Source organism: Corynebacterium sp. CMW7794, from assembly GCF_001563605.1.
GTDB lineage: Bacteria > Actinomycetota > Actinomycetes > Mycobacteriales > Mycobacteriaceae > Corynebacterium > Corynebacterium phoceense.
Map to the genome: position 1 here is coordinate 1 of NZ_KQ961740.1, position 1,177 is coordinate 1,177.

Here is a 1,177-nt window from a genome sequence, read left to right on the forward strand (position 1 = left end):
GATGCAAGCCGCGTGCCAGGCAGTAGCCCCAAAGCTGGGGGTGTCATGGCACACAGCCCGTCAATGGACCCAACAGGCCCGCCGTGCGGGAAACATCCCAGAACCCGTGCCTGAAGATCTGGCCGCCGAAAACGCGAGGCTTCGCCGTGAAAATCAAGAGCTACGCGACACCAATGAACTTTTAAAGGCTGCCTCAGCTTTTTTCGCGTCGGAACTCGACCCAAAACGTCGGAAATGATCCGGTTCATCGATGAATACCGGAATCGTTTCTCTGTCGAGTTCATCTGTAAGACGTTGAAGAAAAACCGCGCTGGTGGGTTCATCACCTCGCGTGGGTATCGTCAGTCCAAGGCCCGTGGGGTAAGTGCTCGCGGCCTTCGTGATGCTGTGCTGGTTGAACGCATTAGTGCTATCCATCGGGATAATTACGGCATCTACGGTGTGCGGAAAATGTGGCATGCTCTTCATCGTGACGGAATCGATATCGGTCGTGAACAAACCGCGCGGCTGATGCGTCTAGCCGGTGTATCAGGCAAAGGCAAAGGCCGCTCGCCTATGACCACTCGCACACCTCAAAGGCCGGATTTGCGCCCGGACTTGGTGGAGCGAGAATTCAAAGCCGAAGGCCCGAACAAGCTGTGGGTGGCTGATATTACCTACGTGCGCACGAAGAAAGGCTTTGTGTATGCCGCGTTTGTCACCGATGTTTACTCCCGACGGATCGTTGGGTGGGCGTTATCAGATTCCATGCGCACCGAAGCGTTGCCGCTGCAAGCTCTCAACCAGGCGATCGCGTCTGCTGAGGAAACAACAGGTCTCATTCATCATTCGGATCACGGCTCGCAGTATGTCAGCGTTGTCTACAACGAGCGTCTTGCCCAGCACGGGATTGCCGCTTCCACCGGAACTGTTGGCGACTCCTATGACAATGCTCTGGCGGAAAACGTTAATGGTTCCTACAAAAACGAGCTGATCCATACTCGCAGGTGGGATGAGGTTGTCGAGGTGGAAATCGCGACGTTTGAGTGGGTGTCATGGTGGAACGAGACGAGGCTTCACCAAAGCTTGGGCTACCGCACGCCAGCTGAAGTGGAAACCGAATTTTGGGACCAGCACCCGCCGCAAGCAATAATAGAAATCAAGGCAAACGCCTAGGAACAAAACCCGGGGCACTTCA

At 55.2% G+C, this 1,177-nt stretch carries 2 protein-coding genes; both read left to right on the top strand.

The window, feature by feature from the left end; genetic code table 11:
* Positions 1-238 (top strand): transposase (locus HMPREF3227_RS13750; protein WP_231732334.1); only part of this gene is annotated, 238 nt, incomplete at its 5' end.
* Positions 235-1,155, top strand: a complete 921-nt coding sequence (locus tag HMPREF3227_RS13305) for an IS3 family transposase (RefSeq protein WP_011117481.1) — start codon at positions 235-237, stop codon at positions 1,153-1,155. The genes HMPREF3227_RS13750 and HMPREF3227_RS13305, both read left to right, overlap by 4 nt.
* Positions 1,156-1,177 lie beyond the last annotated feature (22 nt).